This is a genomic window from Pseudomonas sp. Pseusp88, from assembly GCF_047303955.1.
Taxonomy (GTDB): Bacteria; Pseudomonadota; Gammaproteobacteria; order Pseudomonadales; family Pseudomonadaceae; genus Aquipseudomonas.
Map to the genome: position 1 here is coordinate 16,565 of NZ_JBGLYM010000014.1, position 13,763 is coordinate 30,327.

Below are 13,763 nucleotides of genomic sequence, written 5' to 3' on the forward strand. Positions count from 1 at the left end.
CACAAAATCAGTTCCGATCGTTTTCGTTCTCACACGACCCTCGGTTACTTACCCCACAAACTCATGGCATGATCGACAAAGTGCTTAAGTTTGGGCAACCGATAACGATCCGGCGAATACACCAGGTGCATCGGCCGGCTAGGCGGTTGATAGCCCGGCAGCAGATCGACCAAACGTCCCTCACGAATATCCGGTAATACCAGAGCATCCGGTAGCATCACCACGCCCATGCCGGCCAGGGCTGCCCGATGCAGCCCCGCCGAACTATTGATCACCAGAGAGCCATTGACCGGCACGAAGATATCGCCATCCGGACTGCTGAACTGCCATTGCTTGATCACCGAACTCCAGTCATCCCCCGCCGGGTAGGCAAATGCCAGGCAGTTATGTTCCTGCAGGTCTTGCGGATGTCGGGGTGTGCCATTGCGTTGCAGATACTCGGGAGAGGCGCAGACCTTGAGGACATAGTCTTCCAGCGGTCGAGCAATCAACCCCGGTGCGTCCACGGCACCCAGACGCACCGCCACGTCGAAACTGTTGCCGATCAGATCCGGGCGTTGATTGGTCAATACGACATCGAGCTTGACCTGTGGAAAGCGCTGAGAGAACTCGCTCAAGGCCGGGGCCAGGCGCTCGGAACCAAAAGTCAGCGGCGCGGTAATGCGTAGCGTTCCCTGGGGTTCGCCCTGCTGTTGTTCGGCCAGACGCTCGGAGTCGGCCACCAGCCCAAGCACTTCCTGACAGCGTTGGTAATAGGCAGTGCCGAATTCAGTCAGGCTTTGCCGGCGGGTGGTGCGATTCAACAGGCTCACGCCCAGCCGCTGTTCCAGCGCCCGCAGATGATTGCCCACCATGGTCGTGGACATCCCGCAGTGCTGGGCCGCTGCGGTCATGCTGCCGCCCTCCACCACTTGTATGTAAACCGCCATCGCCTGGAACAGATCCATTATCAATCCTGGATTTAAAATGTTTGAACAATACCAGTGTTTATCCATCATGACTGGCTAACGATACTGCAAGCTCACACCCTCAAGGAGCTTGACCCCATGACCGCCTGCCTGATGACCACTTACCAACCTCTGCCGCTATGCTTCGAGCGCGGTCTGGGCAGCCGTCTGTGGGACCGGGACGGCCGTGAGTACCTGGACGCCGTGGCCGGTGTAGCGGTAACCAATGTCGGCCACAGCCATCCCGACGTGGTTGCAGCAATCCGCGATCAGGCCGGCCTACTGTTGCACACCTCCAATCTGTACAGCATTGACTGGCAGCAACGGCTTGCGCAAAAGCTCAGCGAACTGTCCGGCATGGAGCGGGCGTTCTTCAACAACTCGGGGGCCGAGGCCAATGAAACGGCGCTGAAACTGGCGCGACTGTTTGCCTGGCACAAAGGCATCGAGAAACCACTGATCGTGGTCATGGGCAACGCCTTCCATGGCCGCACCCTCGGTACCCTGTCGGCCAGCGACGGCCCGGCGGTGCGAGTCGGTTTCAACTCACTGCCGGGGGACTTTCTGAAAGTCCCGTTCGGTGACCTGGCCGCTCTGGATCAGGCCTGTGCAACCTGGGGCTCGCGTATCGTCGCCGTGCTGCTGGAACCGATCCAGGGCGAAAGTGGCGTGCAGACCGCCCCAGCCGGTTATCTCAAGGGCCTGCGCGAGCGTTGCAGTCGGCGCAACTGGCTGCTGATGCTCGATGAAATCCAGACCGGACTCGGCCGGACCGGCCAGTGGTTTGCCTTTCAGCATGAAGGCATCGTTCCGGACGTGATGACCCTGGCCAAGGGCCTGGGCAACGGCATTCCCATCGGTGCCTGCCTGGCCAGGGGCAAGGCCGCGCAATTATTCACCCCCGGCAGCCATGGCAGCACGTTCGGGGGCAACCCCTTCGCCTGCCGGGTAGCCTGTACCGTACTGGACGTCATCGAACGGCAAGGCCTGGTGGACAATGCCCGCTGCCAGGGCGAGCGGCTGCTGAACGGCCTGAAGGCGGCATTGAGCGAGCATCCGGGCATCGTGGCGATTCGCGGTCAGGGCCTGATGATCGGCATCGAACTGACCAGGCCCTGCCGCGACCTGGCACTGATCGCCGCCCGTGAACATGGCTTGCTGATCAACATCACCCGCAGCACGACCATTCGCCTGCTACCGCCGCTGATCATCGATGAGCAGGACGTCGACAGCATCATCAGCGGCGTCTGCCAGACCCTGGAAACAGCCTGGGCCGCTTGAGAAACAGGCAAAGTGTGCGGCACTGCTTCATGACGGTTACAGGTTGCGCTAACCTGCCCCTCAGGATTTCTACGAGGGGTCACCATGAGTCAAGTGCCAGCCACTTCCCGGATGCTGTATGAACTGGCCCCCAGCGGGACTTTGCGGGTAGCGATCAACCTCGGCAATCCGGTGCTGGCCCAGCCCGGTCCGGTCGGCGGCGACCCCGTCGGGGTATCGGTGGAGCTCGCCCGGGCCCTGGCCAAGCAGTTGGGCCTGCCTCTGCGCCTGATCACCTTCGACGCAGCGGGCAAAGTTTTCGCCGCGCTCAGCCAGGACCAATGGGACCTGGCCTTCCTAGCCATCGAGCCCGAGCGCGCCGAGCAATTGGCGTTCTCCAGACCCTACGTGACCATCGAGGGCACCTACCTGGTCCGCCGTGAAAGCCCCGACCAGCAAACCCGCGACCTCGATCAGCCGGGGCGCCGCATCGCGGTCGGTCACGGCGCCGCTTATGACCTCTATCTGTCGCGCACCCTGGCCCACGCCGATCTGATTCGCGGCCCGACCTCCGCCGCCGCCGTGGACCTGTTCCTCGAGCGCGCCCTCGATGCCGCGGCCGGCGTACGTCAGCCACTGGAACAGATCGCCAAGGCCCATCCCCAGGTCAGGGTCCTGCCGGACAGTTTCACCGAAATCCAGCAAGCCATGGCCGTGCCCCGGGAGCGCGAGCTGGCGGCGGCTTACGTCGACAGCTTTATCGAAGAACAGCTTCGCAATGGTTTTGTTGCCAGGGCCCTGGAGTTCAGTGGTCAACGGGATGTGCAGGTGCCTGGAGACTGATGGTGAGCGGGAGAAGGTCGCCCCACATACATACCTATATCTTTCTAACACCTAAATATAGTTGTTAAACAAGGCTCGCGCTGGATGAAGAACCTAGATAATTCTTCATCCACATGAAGCCACCTTAAATTAACTTCATGAATTCCAACTTTAAATATTCAACTCACTGATTTAAAACAAAAATAATCAAGTAATAGAATTCATCGATAATCCATTCATCAATAACGATTAGACACCCTCCACGCATCGCCCTAGCCTGTCCCTCATCGCAGTTCATCTGCATCGCACTGTTGCCCTGTCAACTTTCTGATCAATGAAAACAGCTCGTCTGCCGAGTGTCATTCATTGGCATATATGAGTATGGAGTCGCGTCATGAGTGAGACCGCACGCCTGCAACCCTATAAAGGCCCTGCCGCCGGTTGGGGTGCGTTGATCAGTGTGACCCGAAACTGGCTGGGCAGCGAAAACGCCCTGAAAAATATCCGTGCCATGCTCAAGACCAACCAGAACGGCGGCTTTGACTGCCCCGGTTGCGCCTGGGGCGAGTCGCCGGAAAATGGCATGGTCAAGTTCTGCGAGAACGGTGCCAAGGCCGTCAACTGGGAAGCCACCAGCCGCCAGGTCGACCCGGATTTCTTCGCCAGACACAGTGTCTCGACCCTGGCCGAACAGAGCGATTACTGGCTCGAATACCAGGGCCGCCTGACCCACCCCATGCGCTACGATGCCGACAGCGACCACTATGTACCTGTCTCCTGGGACGATGCCGTCGCCCTCATCGCACGGCACTTGCGCGGCCTGTCTTATCCGGATCAGGCCGAGTTCTACACCTCGGGTCGGGCCAGCAACGAAGCGGCTTATCTCTATCAGCTGTTTGTTCGGTCATTCGGCACCAATAACTTTCCCGATTGCTCGAACATGTGCCATGAGGCCAGCGGTATCGGCATGGGTCAGACCCTTGGGGTCGGCAAAGGCACCGTGGTGTTCGATGACCTGGAAAAAGCTGACGCGATTTTCGTGATCGGGCAGAACCCCGGCACCAATCACCCGCGCATGCTTGAGCCGCTGCGTGAAGCGGTCAAGCGCGGCGCGCAGGTTGTGGTCTTTAACCCACTCAAAGAGCGCGGTCTGGAGCGTTTCCAGCATCCGCAACATCCACTTGAGATGCTCAGCAACGGGTCGGAGCCAACCAACACGGCCTATTTTCGTCCGGCATTGGGGGGCGATATGGCCGCAATCCGCGGCATGGCCAAGGTCCTGCTGCAATGGGAGCGTGAAGCACTGGCAACCGGTGGTGAAGCCGTATTCGACCGTGAGTTCATCAACGAGCACTGCAGCGGCATCGAAGAATATCTGGCCACAGTCGATGCCACCGGCTGGGAGCATATCGTCGAGCAGTCCGGCTTGAGCCAGACAGACATCGAGCGGGCCGCACGCCTTTACGCCAAGGCCGAGCGAGTGATCATCTGCTGGGCGATGGGCCTGACCCAGCATCGCCACTCGGTGGTGACCATCCAGGAAGTGGTCAACCTGCAACTGTTGCGCGGCAATGTCGGCCGCCCCGGCGCCGGGCTGTCGCCAGTGCGCGGTCACAGCAACGTACAGGGCGACCGCACCATGGGCATCGACGAAAAGCCGTCGACCGCCTTCCTTGACGCGCTGGAAAAACGCTTTGCCTTCAAGGTCCCACGCAATCACGGCCACAATACTGTGACGGCCATTGCAGCGATGGAGAGCGGTCAGTCCAAAGTCTTTATCGGGCTGGGTGGCAATTTTGCCCAGGCGACTCCGGATACTCCGCGCACCCATGCTGCCCTGCGCAACTGCGATCTGACCGTACACATCGCAACCAAGCTCAACCGCAGCCACCTGGTCACCGGCCGCGACGCACTGATTCTGCCCTGCCTGGGCCGTACCGAAATCGACATGCAGGCCGAGGGTCCGCAAGGCGTCACCGTTGAAGACACGTTCAGCATGGTGCATATCTCTTTCGGCCAACTGAAGCCCAAATCGCCACTGCAGCGCTCCGAGCCCGCGATCATCGCCGCCATTGCCAACGCCACTCTGGGCGCCAGCCCCATCGACTGGAACTGGATGGTTCAGGACTATTCGCGGATTCGCAACCTGATCGCCGAGACCATTCCCGGTTTCGCCGATTTCAATCGCAAACTGTTGAGTCCCGGCGGCTTCTACCTGGGTAACAGCGCGGCTGAACGCATCTGGAACACTGCCTCGGGCAAAGCCCGTTTCAGCGCCAATCCGTTGCTCGAACACCTGCTCAGCCAGGGCGTACGCGAGATGCCCGACGCGCCGGACCTGATCCTGCAAACCCTGCGCTCACACGATCAGTACAACACCACGCTCTATGGCCTGGACGATCGTTATCGCGGTGTCTACGGCATGCGCGAAGTGTTGTTCATCAATGAACAGGATATTCGCCGCCTGGGCTTCGAGCCTGGGCAGAAGGTCGACCTGATTTCCCTGTGGGGCGACGGCCGTGAACGCAAAGTCACGGCCTTTACCCTGGTCGCCTACGACATACCCACCGGCCAGGCCGCAGCCTACTACCCGGAAACCAATCCGCTGGTGCCGCTGGACAGTTATGGAGAGCAAACCTTTACCCCGACCTCCAAGTTCATCGCTATCAAGCTACAGGCCAGTGCTGCCAGCCCCCTGATCGCCACAGCCGGTGCCTGAGCGGCCCGGCGATAACCGTTGTACTTCCTGTCATAAACGAGGTGTCACCATGAAAAAGCTTCTGATCGCTACCGCCCTGATCTTCGCCGCCGGTCATGCCATGGCTGCAGAACCTGCCAACAACGCAGCGCTCGAGACCCAGCCCTACCATTACGGCACCCAACTGGATATCGCCAAGGTGGTGTCCGTCAGCCGCAGCCACAACGACTGCGAAGTCGGCACCCAGCGCATGGTGTATGTCGACTCAAGCGGCGCAGAGCACGCCATTCGCTACGAAGTGGTAGATGACGGCAACGGCTGCAACAGCTGATGCCCCTTGGTTGGCGTGCCCGCGCATTGGGCACGCCCCAATCAAATCACCGCGCCAAAGGCTTCGACGATCTTGTCGATGACCACCCGCACCCGCGCGGTATGACGCAGGTCCTGATGGGTCACCAGCCAGACATCGTAGGTCGTGCCGCGACTGCGTTCGGGCCACAATCGCATCAATCCATCCAGTTCCCCCAGACGCACCGGCAGCTCGCCCACGCCAACGCCCGAGGCAATGGCCCGGCGCATCATCAAGCCAGAACTGACGGTCGCAGCGATCCGGCCACGGTTAATCGGCTCGCCCGCCAGAGTCACCGGTTTGCCACTGTCCAGATAGGGCTGATAGATCACCAGGTCATGCCCGGCAAAGGCCTCTCCCGCAACGGGCTCCCCGTATTGCTCGACATAACCCGGCGCCGCATACAACGCCAACGGCCATTTAGCGATACAGCGCGCGACCAGATCAGGGTTTTCCGGTTTCTGATTGCGGATGGCGATATCAGCCTCGCGCCTCGACAGACTGAGGATCTGCGACGAGGCATCCAGACGCACCCGTACATCCGGATGTTCCCGGTGGACACTGGCAATGGCCGGAATCACGAAATCCACGGCCAGGGAGTCGGTGGTAGTGATCCTCACCTCGCCACTGAGGCGGTTGTCCAGGCCCTGGATCTGCCGCTGCAACTCCAGCGCTGCCTCTTCCATCAACTGGGCCGAGGCGTAAGCTGCTTCCCCTGGTGCGGTCAAAACATAGCCTTCCGAGGTACGCAGGAACAGTGTCGTGCCCAAAGCCTTTTCCAGGGTGTTGATCCGCCGTCCCACGGTAGCCTGATCCACTCCCAGCACGCGCCCGGCGCCGCGCAATGTAGCCTGGCGGCAGACCGCCAGAAAGATACGGGTGTCGTCCCAGTTCATAAATCCCCTGCGATGCATTTCTGCATCCCTGATGCGTAAATTAACAGCGAGCTTGCATCATCGATCATGGTTAACCTGATGCCAATCCGTCGTTTCAACGACAACTCTTTGGACATCGAACCATGAACCCGAAAACCGCTCCTCTCGCCGCCTCGCGCAATGCGATGTGGCTGCATATATTCGCAGGGCTCTGTGCCAGTCTGGTCAGTATCGGCCTGGCGCGTTTCGCCTATACGCCGTTGATTCCCTCGCTGATCCAGGCCCATTGGTTTTCCGCCGCCGACGTGATTTATCTCGGCGCCGCCAACCTGATCGGCTATCTGATCGGCGCCCTCACCGGCCGCCCCATTGCCGCGCGGCTGTCCAACAGCCACACCCTGCGCCTGATGATGCTGCTGGTCACGGCGTCGTTTTTTGCCTGCGCTTTCCCACTGTCAATCAGTTGGTTCTTCGGCTGGCGCCTGGTGTCCGGCATTGCCGGTGGCGCGATCATGGTTCTGGTGGCGGCGACCGTGATTCCTCATGTACCGGCAGCGCGCAAAGGCCTGGCCAGTGGCGCGATTTTCCTCGGCGTCGGCGTCGGTATTGCCGGCTCCGGGACCATCGTACCGCTGCTGTTGTCCTTGGGTCTGCACGATGCCTGGATCGGTCTTGGCTTCGTTGCTTTGCTGTTGACGGCCCTGAGCTGGTTCGGCTGGCCGTCCCGTGAAGCGGCCGCCGCCGTTGCCGCGCCGATGCCGGAAAAGGCCGAAAAGGCACAGCCTCTGGGTGCCGCCATGTATCTGTTGTTCGGTCAGTATGCGTTGATGGCGGTGGGCCTGGTTCCGGCCATGGTCTTCCTGGTCGACTACATCACCCGTGGCCTGGGCGCCACGGCCCATGTCGGCGCGCTGATCTGGATCATGTACGGTGTCGGCTCGATCCTCGGCCCGGTGGTGTACGGCTGGCTTGCCGACCGTTACGGAGCGCGCCCGTCGATTCGCCTGGTGCTGCTGGTTCAAGCGATAGCCGTGGGCCTGCTCTGTGTGAGTTCGTCTTACGCCGTATTGGCGCTGCTGGCCGTGATCATAGGTTCGTTCCCGCCCGGCATCGTGCCATTGGCCCTGGCCCGGGTGCATGAACTGGTGCCGCATCATCACCAGCAGCAGTTGGCCTGGAGCCGTGCCACCGTGTCATTTGCAACCTTTCAGGCGTTGGCCGGGTATGCCTGCTCGGCGATCTTCAACGCTACGGGAGGCCAGCATGTGCTGTTGTTCGTGATGGCGAGTGTGGCGATTGTCATCGCCCTGGTGGCGGATCTGCTGATGCCGTTGCGGAGTCGCCAGGTACAGACCGCTTGAGGCAAACATCCGATAGATATGGATCTGTGGGAGCGAATTCATTCGCGAAGAGGCCGGTACATCCGGTGCATGATCACCGCCAGGAATGACGCCTTCGCGAATGAATCCGCTCCCACAATGCGCCCCAATTACTGGGGCACATCACTTATCAACTGTATTACTTGTTGAACGCCGAGTAGCTGTTCATCAGGTTGCGATAGTTAGGAATGCGCGGCGACAGCAGGTTGGCCAGGCCTTCCATGTCGTTGCGCCAGTCAACCTGCAGCTCGCAGGCTACGGCGAACCAGTTGACCAGTTGCGCACCGGCAGCGCTCATGCGAGCCCAGGATGCGCGCTGGACGGTTTCGTTGAAGGTGCCGGAAGCGTCGGTCACGACAAACACTTCGAAGCCTTCAGCCAGGGCCGACAGGGTCGGGAATGCCACGCAGACGTCAGTCACAACGCCGGCGATGATCAGTTGCTTGCGACCTGTGGCCTTGACCGCCTTGACGAAGTCTTCGTTGTCCCAGGCATTGATCTGGCCTGGACGCGGGATGTACGGGGCGTCCGGGAACAGCTCCTTGAGTTCTGGGACCAGCGGGCCGTTCGGGCCGGTTTCGAAGCTGGTGGTCAGAATGGTTGGCAGCTTGAAGAACTTGGCCAGGTCAGCCAGGGCCAGCACGTTGTTCTTGAACTCGTTGGGCGAGAAGTCCTGCACCAGGGAGATCAGGCCGGTCTGGTGATCGACCAACAGAACGACGGCGTCATCTTTGTTGATACGCTTCCAAGGGGTGAGGCTCATGGTTTTCTCCTTTCGATGGGTCTTGCAAAAGGCGCCTTCGCACGCAAGGCGGCAGCGCCTGGTCGGTAACAATCAGAACGCGAAACAGGAACAGCCGAATGCGCCCCAGAAACCCTGGAAGTCGCTGACCGGCACACTGGACATGCGCGCCTTGTCATGGCTGTGGGAGTGCACGCCGCACGGGCCGCTGCACTGGTGAACCTGGGCCTGCATCGGCGAGGAAGCGCGCCAGTGCCCCGGCACCTTGACCACCGGCGACCAGTCCGGCAGGACCGGCAATGCGGTGGGTGCCAGGTTCTCGAAATCACCATCGCCATAGACCACGCGGCCGTTGACCACGGTCAGCACCGATTCGATGCCCTTGATCTCTTCTTCGGCCACGGTGAAATAGTCCGCCGACAGGGCCACCACATCGGCCAGTTGACCGACCTTGATCTGGCCTTTCTTGCCCTGTTCCGATGAGAACCAGGCACTGCCATGGGTGTACAGCTCCAGCGCGGTGGCGCGGGACAGGCCTTCCGGATACAGGGTCAGGCCACCCACAGTGCGGCCACTGACCATCCAGTACAGCGAAGTCCAAGGGTTATAGCTCGATACCCGCGTGGCGTCGGTACCGGCGCCCACTGGTACGCCTTCGGCGAGCATGCGTTTGATCGGCGGTGTGTGCTCGGCAGCTTTCTTGCCGTAACGATCGACGAAGTATTCGCCCTGGAACGCCATACGGTCCTGAATTGCGATACCACCGCCCAGCGCCTTGACGCGCTCGATGTTCTTCGGCGTGATGGTTTCGCAATGGTCGAAGAACCACGGCAGACCGGCGAAAGGGATGTCCAGATTGACCTTCTCGAACACATCGAGCATGCGCGAGATGGATTCGTCATAAGTGGCATGCAGACGGAACGGCCAGCGATGCTCGACCAGGTGGCGCACCACCGGCTCCAGATCCTGTTCCATTCCAGCTGGCAGGTCGGGGCGCGGCTCGAGGAAGTCTTCGAAGTCAGCGGCGGAGAAGGTCAGCATCTCGCCCGCGCCGTTGTGGCGCAGGAAGTCGTCGCCCTGATGCAGGGTCACCGAGCTGGTCCAGTTCTTGAAATCGTTGAGCTCTTCTTTCGGTTTCTGGGTGAACAGGTTGTAGGCGATGCGTACGGTCAGTTGCTTTTCCTTGGCCAACTGTTCGATTACCGCGTAGTCATCGGGGTAGTTCTGGAAACCGCCGCCGGCATCGATGGCACTGGTCACGCCCAGGCGATTGAGCTCGCGCATGAACTGGCGAGTCGAGTTGACCTGATATTCCAGCGGCAACTTCGGCCCCTTGGCCAGGGTCGAGTACAGAATCATTGCGTTGGGCTTGGCCACCAGCATGCCGGTCGGGTCGCCATTGGCATCACGCTGGATCTCGCCACCCGGCGGGTTCGGCGTATCGCGGGTGTAACCGGCCACGCGCAGTGCGGCGCGGTTGAGCAGAGCACGGTCGTAGAGGTGCAGGACGAAGACCGGAGTATCAGGCGCCGCCTGGTTCAGCTCTTCCAGGGTCGGCATGCGCTTTTCGGCGAACTGGAATTCGTTCCAGCCGCCCACCACGCGCACCCATTGCGGCGTCGGCGTGCGGTCGGCCTGAGCCTTGAGCATGCGCAGCGCATCGGCCAGGGACGGCACGCCTTCCCAGCGCAGTTCCAGGTTGTAGTTGAGGCCGCCGCGAATCAGGTGCAGGTGCGAGTCATTGAGGCCCGGAATCACCCGGCGGCCCTTGAGATCGATGACCTGGGTCGCACTGCCGCGCAGGGCCATGACTTCAGCTTCGGTGCCGACGGCAATGAAACGGCCATCGCTGATGGCAACCGCATCGGCCTTGGGCTTTTCGCGGTCGACCGTATGAAAATTACCGTTAAAAAGAATCAGCTCAGCATTCATGACAGTTCCTTCGACTGGGAGTGAAAAAGCAGAGACAGCGTCATTGCTCCCGGCGCGCCGTCAGCCAGGGCGCGAACAGGCGCGTGGCCAGGGGCATGCACAGGTAGACCACCAGCAGGACAATGGTCGCGGTGATCAGGATATTGCTCACCAGATAACTGGACAGGATCGCGTGCAGGGAAAATACCGGGCCCCAGAGCAGCGGGATCAGCATGCTCAGGGGCAGGATTACCAGGAAGCTCACCACCGCCTGCTTCCAGCGCGGCGGCTGTGGCGCGTCCTCGCTGGGGTTGAACCAGAACTGGCTGTCGGTATTGACCTCAGTGACATCGCCGTCAGCGAGTAACGGCGCCACTTCCTTGATCAACTCGCGGCGTACGTCGGAGTCGAGCCAGAGTTGCATGGCCTCAGTGGTGCTAAAGCGCAGCACACTGGTGAACAGGTGCAGACCGCCAGCCTTGCCCCGTACCACGTCGACGCCCAGATGGCCGTGATAACCCGCTGCGATCCCGACAACCCGGCGCAGCCAGGTTTCGTATTGGTCCTCGGAGCCGGCCTTGATGCGGTGTTTGATCAGCAGCGTGACCGTTTCCTGATTGAACGGCGTGGTATCAGACATTGCGAAGTGCTCCGGGCAAACGGGCGTTGAGCGCGAACCGACCCGGCCCGGCGATCAACAAGGTGGTAAAAACAATCAGCAGCAGCCAGCCGAACTGGCCCTGTTCCAGACTCCACTCCGGATGCACCACCCACAACGCAACCCCGAGAAGAAACAGAATAGGCAGGCAGGACAATCGCACCAGCAGGCCGACAGCGATAAACAGCGGACAGACGACTTCGGCAAAAATCGCCAGGATCAGGGTGAGGCTGGCCCCCAGATGGAACGGGTCTTCGATGCTCAGTAACTGATTACTGTAGTCCAGCAACTTGGGCAGACCATGAACCTTGAGCAGGAATAGCGAGCCACTGAGTCGTAGAAACAGCAGGCCGAGGTCATGGGCCAGGGCTTGTGATGGAGAGTCGTTCATTGCACACCAGTCTGTCCTTGAGGCCTGCTCCCTTCAGAGCGGACTTATTTTCAGACTCAATAGTGCAAGGCGCGGCGGTCGGGAGATTGAATGGTTGTGCTCTTTCAGCCTACCCACAGATATGCATTGGATCAGGGCTGATCCGCCAACGCCCCGGACATGAACTGGCTGATCCGCGAACGCAGCCAGCGTTCGGCTGGATCGTTGTCATGCACCCCGCTCCAGACCATGGACAATTCAGCGGCGACAATCGGGAACGGCGGCTCGTCGGCGCGCAACGCACATCCCTCGACCAGAGCGCAAGCGGCGTAGTCCGGTACGGTGGCGACCAGTTCGGTGCCAGCCAACAATGCACGCAAACCATTGAACTGCGGTACACCCAGTACCACCTTGCGCGAGCGGCCGACCTTGGCCAGGTCCAGGTCGATATTGCCACTCAGGTCCCCGGAGAACGAAACCATGGCATGAGGTCGCTCGCAGTATTCGTCGAGAGTCAGGGCGCCCGGGCGGGAATCGCCACGCAGCACCTTGCAGGTGATATCGCGCAGCTTCTTGCGCTTGGCATTGGCGGGCAGATCGGTGGTGTAGCTGACCCCCACGGAAATTTCCCCGGACGCCAGCATGGAGGGCATCAGCAGGTAATTGGCCCGGCGCACGACGATGATGATATTCGGCGCTTCTTCGCGCAGTTGCGTCAGCAGTGGCGGCAACAGGCCGAATTCGGCGTCATCGGATAAACCGATGCGAAATACATCGCAACTGGTCGAAGGATCGAAATCCTTGGCCCGGCTGACCGCCCCGGAAATGGTATCCAGGGCAGGCTGGATCTCCTTGAGGATATCCAGCGCCCGCGCGGTTGGCTCCATGCCCCGGCCGTTACGCAGTAACAGCGGATCGTCGAACAGATCGCGCAGACGGGCCAGCGCGGCACTGACCGCCGGTTGCCCCATGAACAGCTTTTCGGCCACGCGGGTCAGATTGCGCTCGAACATCAGCGCTTCAAAGATCACCAGCAGGTTGAGGTCGACGCGGCGCAGATCGTTGCGGTTCATGGGGAGATCCAGTTCGGAAATGTTATCGGCTAACTATCACACAACACATAGTGTTCAATGGCGGTGATTTTCGTGGGAGCGGCTTTAGCCGGGAAGACGCCGGGGCAGACCATGAGAATGTGTCGGTCACAACGCCCCCTTCCCGGCTAAAGCCGGTCCCACATCAACCTTGTGATCAGCGGCTCTCTTCACGCCAGTAAAGCACGGCGCCAGCTGAAAGGCGTCGAACCAATGATACGGGTAAATACCCGAGTAAAATGGGACTGGTCGGCAAAACCGCAGTCCAGGCTGATACGGGAGATACTCAAGTCTGACTCGGTCAACAGGCGCTTGGCCTTTTCCAGGCGAATGCGCAGGAACCAGTCCCGCGGCGAAACGCCAGTATTCTTCTTGAACGCCCGGGAAAAATGACTGCGTGACAGCGAACACTCGCTGGCAATACGGGCGATCGACAGGCCGCGGCCCATGTGGCTTGCCATGATTTCCTTGGCCCGACGCTCCTGCCAGGGTGACAGCGCAACCCGTTCGAGCGCTTGCGGTTCGATCATGACAAGGGCCGGTAAAGTGACGCGATGCAACGAAGATGAACTGACAGTATTCATTCCTGGCTCTCCTGTTCAGAGGGGATGACACACTGCAAGTCTGAATCCGGCGCTGCCTTAAAGTCCTTTGCCCGGTA

The 13,763-nt window shown here is 60.5% G+C and carries 13 protein-coding genes; 5 read left to right on the forward strand and 8 right to left on the reverse strand.

The annotated features are described in order from the left end of the window. Window positions 1-44 precede the first annotated feature (44 nt). Window positions 45-947 (reverse strand): LysR family transcriptional regulator, encoded by a 903-nt coding sequence (locus ACCD02_RS17965; protein WP_413304493.1) that lies wholly within the window; start codon window positions 945-947, stop codon window positions 45-47. Window positions 948-1,046: 99 nt separating this feature from the next. Here ACCD02_RS17965 and ACCD02_RS17970 point away from each other — a divergent pair, with 99 nt between their 5' ends. From ACCD02_RS17970 to ACCD02_RS17985, 4 genes are all read left to right on the forward strand, one after another. Continuing rightward, window positions 1,047-2,228, forward strand: a complete 1,182-nt coding sequence (locus ACCD02_RS17970) for an aspartate aminotransferase family protein (RefSeq protein WP_413304495.1) — start codon at window positions 1,047-1,049, stop codon at window positions 2,226-2,228. 84 nt (window positions 2,229-2,312) lie between these two features. After that, window positions 2,313-3,050, forward strand: a complete 738-nt coding sequence (locus tag ACCD02_RS17975) for an ABC transporter substrate-binding protein (protein ID WP_413304498.1) — start codon at window positions 2,313-2,315, stop codon at window positions 3,048-3,050. A 373-nt stretch (window positions 3,051-3,423) separates the two neighbouring features. Next, window positions 3,424-5,748, forward strand: a complete 2,325-nt coding sequence (locus ACCD02_RS17980) for an FdhF/YdeP family oxidoreductase (RefSeq protein WP_413304501.1) — start codon at window positions 3,424-3,426, stop codon at window positions 5,746-5,748. A 49-nt stretch (window positions 5,749-5,797) separates the two neighbouring features. Next, window positions 5,798-6,058, forward strand: a complete 261-nt coding sequence (locus ACCD02_RS17985; RefSeq protein WP_413304504.1) for a DUF2790 domain-containing protein — start codon at window positions 5,798-5,800, stop codon at window positions 6,056-6,058. A 41-nt stretch (window positions 6,059-6,099) separates the two neighbouring features. On the opposite strand, the gene ACCD02_RS17990 is transcribed toward ACCD02_RS17985, so the two are convergent. After that, complete coding sequence (locus tag ACCD02_RS17990) at window positions 6,100-6,972, reverse strand: LysR family transcriptional regulator (protein WP_413304507.1); 873 nt, start codon at window positions 6,970-6,972, stop codon at window positions 6,100-6,102. Window positions 6,973-7,094: 122 nt separating this feature from the next. Here ACCD02_RS17990 and ACCD02_RS17995 point away from each other — a divergent pair, with 122 nt between their 5' ends. After that, complete coding sequence (locus ACCD02_RS17995) at window positions 7,095-8,312, forward strand: YbfB/YjiJ family MFS transporter (RefSeq protein ID WP_413304510.1); 1,218 nt, start codon at window positions 7,095-7,097, stop codon at window positions 8,310-8,312. 157 nt (window positions 8,313-8,469) lie between these two features. Here ACCD02_RS17995 and ycaC read toward each other — a convergent pair whose 3' ends face one another. The 6 genes from ycaC to ACCD02_RS18025 all read right to left on the reverse strand — a co-directional run bounded on the left by ycaC (window position 8,470) and on the right by ACCD02_RS18025 (window position 13,686). Then, on the reverse strand, window positions 8,470-9,093 hold the full coding sequence (gene ycaC / locus ACCD02_RS18000; protein ID WP_413304513.1) for an isochorismate family cysteine hydrolase YcaC: 624 nt from the start codon (window positions 9,091-9,093) through the stop codon (window positions 8,470-8,472). A gap of 72 nt (window positions 9,094-9,165) precedes the next feature. Then, complete coding sequence (locus ACCD02_RS18005; RefSeq protein ID WP_413304516.1) at window positions 9,166-11,004, reverse strand: amidohydrolase; 1,839 nt, start codon at window positions 11,002-11,004, stop codon at window positions 9,166-9,168. A gap of 40 nt (window positions 11,005-11,044) precedes the next feature. Further along, complete coding sequence (locus tag ACCD02_RS18010; protein ID WP_413304519.1) at window positions 11,045-11,623, reverse strand: antibiotic biosynthesis monooxygenase; 579 nt, start codon at window positions 11,621-11,623, stop codon at window positions 11,045-11,047. Continuing rightward, window positions 11,616-12,032, reverse strand: a complete 417-nt coding sequence (locus ACCD02_RS18015; protein WP_413304522.1) for a DoxX family protein — start codon at window positions 12,030-12,032, stop codon at window positions 11,616-11,618. The genes ACCD02_RS18010 and ACCD02_RS18015 overlap by 8 nt, the downstream gene beginning before the upstream one ends. A gap of 131 nt (window positions 12,033-12,163) precedes the next feature. Next, window positions 12,164-13,084, reverse strand: a complete 921-nt coding sequence (locus tag ACCD02_RS18020; RefSeq protein WP_413304525.1) for a LysR substrate-binding domain-containing protein — start codon at window positions 13,082-13,084, stop codon at window positions 12,164-12,166. Between the two features lie 188 nt (window positions 13,085-13,272). Next, complete coding sequence (locus ACCD02_RS18025; RefSeq protein ID WP_259108558.1) at window positions 13,273-13,686, reverse strand: helix-turn-helix domain-containing protein; 414 nt, start codon at window positions 13,684-13,686, stop codon at window positions 13,273-13,275. Between the last annotated feature and the right edge of the window lie 77 nt (window positions 13,687-13,763).

What these genes read in the sequence shown, in the direction of transcription:
- ACCD02_RS17965 (WP_413304493.1), bottom strand. Translation starts at nt 947, where the DNA reads ATGGATCTGTTCCAGGCGATGGCGGTTTACATACAAGTGGTGGAGGGC.
- ACCD02_RS17970 (WP_413304495.1), top strand. Translation starts at nt 1,047, where the DNA reads ATGACCGCCTGCCTGATGACCACTTACCAACCTCTGCCGCTATGCTTC.
- ACCD02_RS17975 (WP_413304498.1), top strand. Translation starts at nt 2,313, where the DNA reads ATGAGTCAAGTGCCAGCCACTTCCCGGATGCTGTATGAACTGGCCCCC.
- ACCD02_RS17980 (WP_413304501.1), top strand. Translation starts at nt 3,424, where the DNA reads ATGAGTGAGACCGCACGCCTGCAACCCTATAAAGGCCCTGCCGCCGGT.
- ACCD02_RS17985 (WP_413304504.1), top strand. Translation starts at nt 5,798, where the DNA reads ATGAAAAAGCTTCTGATCGCTACCGCCCTGATCTTCGCCGCCGGTCAT.
- ACCD02_RS17990 (WP_413304507.1), bottom strand. Translation starts at nt 6,972, where the DNA reads ATGAACTGGGACGACACCCGTATCTTTCTGGCGGTCTGCCGCCAGGCT.
- ACCD02_RS17995 (WP_413304510.1), top strand. Translation starts at nt 7,095, where the DNA reads ATGAACCCGAAAACCGCTCCTCTCGCCGCCTCGCGCAATGCGATGTGG.
- ycaC (WP_413304513.1), bottom strand. Translation starts at nt 9,093, where the DNA reads ATGAGCCTCACCCCTTGGAAGCGTATCAACAAAGATGACGCCGTCGTT.
- ACCD02_RS18005 (WP_413304516.1), bottom strand. Translation starts at nt 11,004, where the DNA reads ATGAATGCTGAGCTGATTCTTTTTAACGGTAATTTTCATACGGTCGAC.
- ACCD02_RS18010 (WP_413304519.1), bottom strand. Translation starts at nt 11,623, where the DNA reads ATGTCTGATACCACGCCGTTCAATCAGGAAACGGTCACGCTGCTGATC.
- ACCD02_RS18015 (WP_413304522.1), bottom strand. Translation starts at nt 12,032, where the DNA reads ATGAACGACTCTCCATCACAAGCCCTGGCCCATGACCTCGGCCTGCTG.
- ACCD02_RS18020 (WP_413304525.1), bottom strand. Translation starts at nt 13,084, where the DNA reads ATGAACCGCAACGATCTGCGCCGCGTCGACCTCAACCTGCTGGTGATC.
- ACCD02_RS18025 (WP_259108558.1), bottom strand. Translation starts at nt 13,686, where the DNA reads ATGAATACTGTCAGTTCATCTTCGTTGCATCGCGTCACTTTACCGGCC.